The following is an 8,684-nucleotide window of genomic DNA, read 5'->3' as shown; positions in this document are numbered from 1 at the left end:
TCGGTTGATCAAGCAGGCAATCCTGCGCAAGCTGAGGCCTTGGGCATGACTAACTTGAATGGTGGCACGCTCTTCAACGCTGAGTTCGGAATAAGACATAGGGCAGCACCGTACCGGAAAGGTCAGGTGTTGCACTCAGTTTTTGCCGCCGCCCTTTCATTTACAGATTCCCACATAACAAATGTCATTAAAGGAGCCCCACCGCAGATGCGCGCAAGGCGTATAAAACAAGCGACCATGAACAGCCTCATTAGCCGACCGTTTTATTCCAGGCTTTTCCAACTATTTGCATTGCAAGTCAGAACTTTTCCAACGCCAGGTAAGTTTCCACCTACCACGAGAACAAGTAAGCCACCTTTTTCGCTTAATCACGTAGCTTTATTGCATCAAGAGACATAGGAAATTTATGGCATTTTGCCAAAACTCTAGAAACAACCGTAGGAATTGGACTACACGCAACTTAATGAGAATGACTTACAGGCATACATATCTGTAAGAATCAGATTACACACACTAAAAAATAACAACAATCACAAGAGGAAAGCCACTCAATAGTTAATTCATTAAACACGAGAGGTGACTAAGGTCGCTATGAAACACGACTGCAACTGGAGATAAGCGAAAAGTCCAATCTGAAAAACCTGATGATTGCCAAACAGCAAGTATGCAAAGGGGGAGCAAGCTCCCCCCTCGGATTTTCACCGGGTACGAGCGACCCGGCGTGCGGAAACTATCAATGTACTAGCGCACGGCTTCGAATAAACCCGTGGCGCCCATACCGCCCCCCACACACATGGTGACGATGCCATAGCGCAAGTGACGACGTTGCAGCTCACGTACCAGATGCCCGACCTGCCGCGACCCGGTCATGCCAAACGGGTGGCCAATCGAAATCGAGCCACCGTTGACGTTGTACCTGGCATTGTCTATCTCCAGTCGATTACGCGCATACAGGCACTGGGAAGCAAACGCCTCGTTGAGCTCCCATAGGTCGATATCCGCCACTTGCAGCCCACGGGCCTTGAGCAATTTGGGTACCGAGAACACTGGGCCGATGCCCATCTCGTCCGGCTCGCAACCGGCGACGGTAAAACCACAGAAAAACGCCTTGGGCTTGAGACCCAGTTCCAGGGCTTTTTCCAGGCTCATCACCAGGGTCATCGACGCGCCATCAGACAATTGCGACGAGTTGCCCGCCGTCACCGAGCCATCTTCGGCAAACACCGGTTTCAGCCCGCTCAGGCTGGCCAGGGTGGTGTCCGGGCGATTGCAATCGTCACGATCGACCACACCGTCGAGAATCTGCACCTGGCCGGTGTTCTTGTCCTCGACCTTGTACTTGACCGCCATGGCCACGATTTCATCGTCGAACAGCCCGTCGGCCTGGGCCTGGGCGGTGCGCTGCTGGCTTTGCAGGGCATACAGGTCCTGCTCTTCACGGCTGACGTTATAGCGGCGGGCGACGATTTCGGCGGTCTGGCCCATGGGGAAGTAGATGCCCGGCACCTGCTCCTTGAGCAACGGGTTGATCAGGTTGTCGGTGTTGACGCTTTTCATGGTCAGGCTGATGGACTCGACACCGCCGGCGACAATGATGTCGCTGCAACCCGAGGCGATCTGGTTGGCCGCGATGGCAATCGCCTGTAGCCCTGAGGAGCAGAAACGGTTGAGGGTCATGCCGGCGGCACCGGTGCCCAGGCGCGACAGTACTGCCACGTTGCGACCGATGTTGTAACCCTGGGCACCTTCGTTGGAGCCGGCGCCGACAATGCAATCCTCGACGCTGGCCGGGTCGATGCCGTTGCGGCTCAGCAGCGCGTTCACGCAATGCGCTGCCATGTCATCGGGACGGGTCTGGTTGAACTTGCCGCGAAAGGACTTGGCCAGGCCGGTTCGCACACTGTCGACGATCACTACTTCACGCATGGGCTACCTCAATCTTGTCGTTGTTGGGAGACAGATCGAGGATAGATCCAGCGACTAGCGATCGCGATGATCATTCACCTGACGTATGCAAAAGCATGGCGCTAACCCTGTAGGAGCGAGCTTGCTCGCGAAAATCGTCAACGATAACGCGGGCATCCTGCATGAACGCGGGGCCCTTGAGACTTTCGCGAGCAAGCTCGCTCCTACAAGGTGAGCCGGTTATTTGTGCTTCTTCTTTTTGTCGTGTTTGTCGGACTTGGCGAACGCCTCTTCCAACGCCAGGTTGATGGTGCGCAGCACCTTGACCCGCGCCCAGCGCTTGTCGTTGGCCTCCACCAGGGTCCAGGGCGCAATCTCGGTGCTGGTGCGGTCCACCATGTCACCCACGGCCGCCCGGTAGGCATCCCACTTGTCGCGGTTGCGCCAGTCGTCTTCGGTGATCTTGAAGCGTTTGAACGGGATCTCTTCCCGGGCCTGGAAACGCTCCAGCTGGGTGTCCTTATCAATCGCCAGCCAGAACTTGACCACGATCACCCCGGCGTCGCGCAGTTGCTCCTCGAAATCGTTGATTTCGGCGTAAGCGCGCATCCAGTCCGCCGTGGTGCAAAAGCCTTCAATCCGTTCCACCAGCACGCGGCCATACCAGGAGCGATCAAACACGGTGAACATGCCCCGTGCCGGAATCTGCCGCCAGAATCGCCACAAGTACGGCTGGGCGCGTTCGTCTTCAGTGGGCGCGGCAATCGGCACGATGCGGTACTGGCGCGGATCCAGCGCCGCCGCCACCCGACGGATCGCCCCGCCCTTGCCTGCCGCATCGTTACCTTCAAAGACGGTGACCAGGGCGTGCTTGCGCATGCGTTTGTCACGCATCAAGCCTGAAAGCCGCGCCTGCTCGGTAATCAGTTGCTCCTCGTAGTCGTCCTTCTCCAGGCGCTGGGTCATGTCCAGGCTATCGAGCAGGCTGCGTTGATCGACGGCAGTCGGCAGCGGCGCAGGGTGAATTCCGCTGGCCTTGACCTTGGCCAGCTTCAGGGCATTTTGCAAACCTTCCAGAAGAATCTTGCCCACCGTCAGGCCACGGTAATGGGCATCCACGCCTTCGATCACGTGCCAGGGCGCGTAGTCACGGCTGGTGCGACGCAACACGCGCTCACCGAAATGCACAAACTTGTCATAGGTCTCGGACTGCTGCCAGTCCAGCGGGCTGATGCGCCAACTGTGCAGCGGATCATCCTGCAAGGCCTTGAGCCGCGCCTTCATCTGTTTCTTGGACAAGTGGAACCAGAACTTGAAGATCAGCGCCCCTTCATCACAGAGCATTTGCTCCAGGCGCTCGGCCCCGGCAATGGCCTGGTCCAGGCGGGCGTCCTTGATCTGGCCATGGACCCGCGCCTGCAACATCTGGCTGTACCAATTGCCGAAGAACACCCCCATGCGCCCTTTGCCCGGCAATTGCCGCCAATAGCGCCAGGCCGGCGGGCGGGCCAGTTCTTCGTCGGTCTGCTGGTCGAAGGTGCGCACCTCGATCAGCCGTGGGTCCATCCACTCATTGAGCAGCTTGACGGTCTCGCCCTTGCCGGCCCCTTCGATGCCGTTGATCAGCACGATCACCGGAAAGCGTCCCTGCTGGTGCAACTCGAACTGTGCTTCCAGCAAGGCTTCACGCAACGCCGGGACTTCAGCGTCGTAAGTGTCCTTATCGACGGCGTGACCAATTTCTGCGGATTCGAACATGGGCGACTCCCTTCCAAGATGGATCAAGACTAGCGGATTGGGCAGCACGGCGGGCAAGCAATTCCAGTCGGCTTGCCATGGATCAATCGACCGGGCCGTGGCTCAGCCCTCAGGCACATGGCAGATACCCAGATCATGGTGCTTGAGCATCTGCTGGGTGAGGCGCTCCACCACTTCGGCGATGGCCTGTCGACGAGGAGCCCGCAGGGCTTCCATTTGCGTGAGGTATTCGCCATCACTGAGGTTCTGGCTGTTCTCGAAGAGTAGCTGCTGCTGCACATCAAAGGGTTCCGTCGCCGTCAGGAACGTTGCCGGAAACTGCTGCTTGAGGTGAGTCTTCCAGAACGCCAACTGCGTCAGGAAACGCAAGAGTGCCGGGGACAGCTCTGCCGTGCGGACCTGGGAATGCGCGACCGCCAACCCTTCGCTGGTCACATCGGCAAACGCTACATACTGCGCATGTTTGGGCTGCCCTGGCAGCTCCAGGACTTTAGCCAGACCAACCCGAAAGGCCAGGCTGACTTCCAGGGGGTCTTCGCTGGAATGCTCGGTCGCGTAGGTCTGCGCAATTTTTTCCAGCTCACTGAGGCGAAACAAGCCGCGGCCCAGCTTCAACAGCTCTACGGGGCTGCCCTGTCGGCGCATGGACTGCTGGGTCGCTCTTTCGACCTCCATCAGCACTTCCATCTGACTGAAGATATCCGCCGCCCCATCGGCACAGCTCACCGGATGGGCCGCCAGTTGAAAGACCTGCTCACGCAATTCGAGGCTGTCATGGGTCGACTGCAGGACCTCCCACACTCTTCGGCTCAAATCCTCACGCACGTGACGGCTGTCGGCGGTACCGGACAATTGAGCAAGCAACTCGAACAGCGGTGCCGATTCCGTGTCATCGCGCAGATTGGCCCAGGTCCCGCGCCTGGTGGCGTTGCGATTGGCCACTTCGTCCGGCAACCACAGTGCCCGGGCTTTCAACTCAGTGAAGCGGGTCTGATCGTCATCCACATAGCCCATGCCGATACCGACCTCTTCACGATAGCGACTGAGGGCGCTCACCGTCGAGGCAGACAACGGGTTACCCCCCAGATTGATCGCCTGACTGAAACTGCGGGTAGCGCTGAACAGCCACTCGGGCAATAGCGTGATCCAGTTGTCGCGCAGGTCCACCTGGTCCAGATAGGCCAAGCGCCCAAGCCCAGTGGGCACATCAGTCATTCGGCTGTCCTGTAGCAGCAATGTATGCAAACCACGCATGCTGCTGACATCCAGGACGCCTTCAACCGGGTTGTGGCTCATGTCCAGCAGGCGCAAGGTGCTCATGTCGGCCAGCTTGCGCCGGGTGTACTGAGTCAGCGCGAGCTGGTTTCGGGGTAACGACAAACTGGCAAGTTCGGGCATGCGTGAGAGGTATTCGGGCAGCCGGGTCAGCCTGTTGCGGTCCAGGTCCAGGCGCCGCAGCCCCTTGAAGCACTTGAGGAAATAAGCGACGTCATCCCCTAATCGCATATTCCTGAGTGACAGTTGCCGGACATGATCGAAACGAATTTCCGGCGGCAGGTTTGGCAATGAGCCCACACGCATGCCGTCCAGCATCAAGCTGGCAACCGAGACCTGGTGTTCGTCGAGTGCAAAGCTCTGGCGTCGCCAACAGGCCTCAATGCGTTCGGCCACTTGCTGGCGACTGTGATGGATGTCTCTGAACCCCGGTTGATACTCCAGCTCACCGGTGCTGTTCTTCCACTGCTTGAGGATCGCTCGCAGGCGCTCCAGGTCCCCGGTCATACGGCCGACGGCCTTGGCCTGGGAAAGCTCATCACCACCAGACGCCATCAACAGCTCAGAGGCTTGGGCATCGGTGAGCAATGGGTAGAGTTGTTTGACTTTGCGCACCAATGCCCCCGAACGGGCAGGCGAACTTGTTGGCGAGTCCGCCAGCCGACAGGGCGTGTCCATCGCCAAAGGCTCGCGAGCCTTGTGGGTGAAGGCCTGTGCAGCGACCTCACGCTCACTCTGTGCTCGGGCAGCCAGCAGACGCCGCAACCTCCAGCCATTTACTGCCTCTGTCAGAGGCAACCCCAGCGCCTTGCGCTGCGCCTGGGCCAGCGTGTCTTCAAGCGCTTCGAACAACCCATCCGGACCAGACCGGGCTGCACCAAGGCTCACGCCGCTGCCATCGAATGCTTTAAAACCGGCCGCCGACCGGACCACCACTCGCCGCACGCCTGCGCCCTTGATAGCCCCCAGCGCCAATAAATCGCCCTGTAGGGAATCCGCGCGCAATTCCAGGCGCAGCGTGTTATCCCAACCCTCGATCCGCGGCAACAGTCGAACCGCAACACACTGTGTGTCGAGGCCTGCCAACTCCGGCTGCTCAAAACCGGCAAGGGCACGATCCAGGCGCTGTTCTGCGAGTGCATATCGCACCGATTCAGCCAACCCCATGGGAACACGCTGCTTGTCACGCAGAGCTTCCCTCTCCACCGAGGACGCCTCAGCCATCACCTCCCGCATGACTCGATAGGGCAGTTGCGGATACGTCTTTCTGAGCAACTCCCACTCCTGTGGCAGCGGCCCGTCATAGGACTGATACAACTGCTCAAACAGCGGTTTACGATCAGCCTTGAGGTGCTCTAACAATAGGCGCGCCAATACAGCGTGTTCCTGATTGGCAGTAACGCCTTCCCCCAACAGCCCGACTTTCTGCTGCTCATCCAGCCGGGACAACAACACATCAAACACCCTCCCTTCGCACACGGCTTTCTCGGTGATGGTCAATCGCTGCCGCACATCGTCAATAAACCCGGTAGAGGGGTAACGCGCCTTGACGCCTCCCTGGGCGTCAAGCACTTCGAAATAACACCCCTTAGGCCAACCCGACAACAAGGGCAAAGCGTGCATCTGCAAGGTCGCACTTTCAGCATTGAGGTAAACACTGCGCTCCAACAGCCAGATCAGGTCACGAATGGACTGCTCCAGCCTGAAACGCTCGTATAAATCACGAAACCGGGCGGGAAAGGGAAGGCATTCCTGAGCCAGGTGGTAACCCCATCGGTGGGGCTTATCCATGATGGACTTGACCAATTGCAACTTGCGCAAATCCAGCGCAGGGTGTCGACTCGCGGGTTCCAGGCGTGAAAAGAGATACATTTCATCCTCCCACGTCTCTGGCTTCTCAAATGAGAAACGCCAAGCGCCCTCACCGTTATGCAACATTGCCGGACGATAGGCCGCCTGCCGCACAGCGGGGTTGGCCCGCCACTGACCCAGCTTTGGATCAAACGAAACCTGATGGACGAAACCATTGACCTTTACGTAGGAATGACCACCTACTTTATAAATGCCTTCAGCATCGGCGACCAGATTATCGACGAGCCGCGGATCATGGGCGTATGGCAGTATGTCGGGGCGCCATAACCGCAGGTTACCGTCGTCTAAACGTATGGCCTCCAGTTCCTGGAAGTAGCCCTCAATGCCCTGCCGGGCTCGCCTCAAAACCTTACCAACCACCTTGGTCCCTGCCGCGAACAACACCATCGAGGTGAGGTTCTCCGCCACAGCACCCAACTGTTTGAGCGCCTCAACCTTGTCACCGCGACGCCAGTCCTCAATGCCCTCATACACCTCGCCAAGCATCTGCCCCACCGCCACCCCCGTCATCAGCAATCCCAACGCCGGGACAACAAAGCCCGCGAGGTTGAGCAGCGTCAACCCGGCATCAAGGTACTCCAGCAAGCGCTGCTTGCGGGCGTCCTCATCGACATCCGCCACCGGTACCGCCAGTGTCCTCGCGTCGATTTGCAACTTGCCCACGTAAGTAGCAAAAAAGTGGAGCGCCAAGCTGGTCGTGATGGGCTTGGCCGCCAGCACACCCAGCGTACGGTGCTCCCCAAACCGGCTGAAAAAAACCAGCCGGTCAACCTCTCCCAGGTAACCGGTAAAGAATGTGCGATACGTGGCGACTTCCAGCTTCAGATCCAGATAGACCTTGAAGTCATTGAGCGAGGGGTACTCAAAGAACGGTCGTTTGGGTTCATTGGGCATATAGACTACGCAGGGTTCTTCCGGGTAATCCCCGATCGGCCGTCCCGAGAACACCACGACGCTCCACAGGCAACAGTCGAGTGCATTCAAGCCTTGCCAGAGGACCGGGCGCCCCTGAAACAACAGGTCTTTGGCCTGGGCGGGAGTCATGTTCCGATCAAGCAGCGTGCATAGCATGGCGTAGGAGTCCTGGGTGATATCGCCACGCATGCAGGCGATATGCGCGTCGATTCTTACGTCCAGGGTTTTCATCCAACCAATATCAACCGCTGCCCCGTTGACGTAGGGCTCATCAGCGGTCTCGCCAATATCCAGGTGAAATACTTCAGCGATGTGCTGCTGATAAAGCCGACCAAGATCCAGTTCCCTGCAACCCTTGGCAAACTCATGCGCAGAGATCGCGATAGCTGCAGAGGGGGCTGATCCGGCTTGCAGACCCGACTGCTCTGAGTAATGCTCCGCTCGCGCCTCATTCTCGGAAAAGTTTTGCAGCGCCACGTGCAACAAGCTCTGCCGTTCCAGCTTAATGCTTCTCTCATATTCCAACGGAAGGACTGCTTTTTGGTGTTCGTAGGTGGCATAGACAAAAAGATCCTTTGTGGGGTCCACCGTTACCTGCCATTTTTTCTGGCAGTACGCCCTCAAGTGCCCACTGCAAAACTCATCCAGCGACCGTAAGCGCCTCAAACGGCCTTCGACCGCAGCCCTGGCCTCTTCAACCCGCGCAGCATCCTTTTCCAGAGCCTCCAGCAAACCTTTCGGGGCATCGATCATCCAGCCCGGCAGGCGCTTTTGCAGCACATCGGCCTTGGCTAGATCGCCCGTCATTTCCAACAAGGCAGCTTGCAACTGCTGTTGCGTCAATTGAGTACATGCCTTAGCCAAATCATCCTGTGCCTGCATCAGCAATGTCCTTTATTGCCCAATAATCTTGCTTTAACGATACCCCCCCGCAAGGCTTTTAATTAACGCTGATAGTT

Annotated in this window: 4 protein-coding genes; all 4 read right to left on the bottom strand. The window is 58.1% G+C overall.

All coding sequences use genetic code 11. The annotated features are described in order from the left end of the window. On the bottom strand, positions 1 to 99 hold a 99-nt coding region (locus tag BLL38_RS22990; RefSeq protein ID WP_130898222.1), incomplete at its 3' end, for a helix-turn-helix domain-containing protein. A 642-nt stretch (positions 100 to 741) separates the two neighbouring features. Further along, entirely contained in the window at positions 742 to 1,926 is a 1,185-nt protein-coding gene (locus tag BLL38_RS22985) for a thiolase family protein (protein WP_076964440.1), read from the bottom strand. A gap of 219 nt (positions 1,927 to 2,145) precedes the next feature. Beyond that, the gene (gene pap / locus BLL38_RS22980; RefSeq protein ID WP_076964439.1) at positions 2,146 to 3,663 is read right to left on the bottom strand and encodes a polyphosphate:AMP phosphotransferase; all 1,518 of its coding nucleotides are present in this window, start codon (positions 3,661 to 3,663) and stop codon (positions 2,146 to 2,148) included. Positions 3,664 to 3,765: 102 nt separating this feature from the next. Further along, entirely contained in the window at positions 3,766 to 8,607 is a 4,842-nt protein-coding gene (locus BLL38_RS22975) for an NEL-type E3 ubiquitin ligase domain-containing protein (protein ID WP_076964438.1), read from the bottom strand. Between the last annotated feature and the right edge of the window lie 77 nt (positions 8,608 to 8,684).

Source organism: Pseudomonas gessardii (assembly GCF_001983165.1).
In the GTDB taxonomy this organism is placed as follows: domain Bacteria; phylum Pseudomonadota; class Gammaproteobacteria; order Pseudomonadales; family Pseudomonadaceae; genus Aquipseudomonas; species Aquipseudomonas gessardii.
The sequence above is the reverse complement of the archived record's forward strand: the minus strand, read 5'-3'. Positions and strand labels throughout refer to the sequence as shown.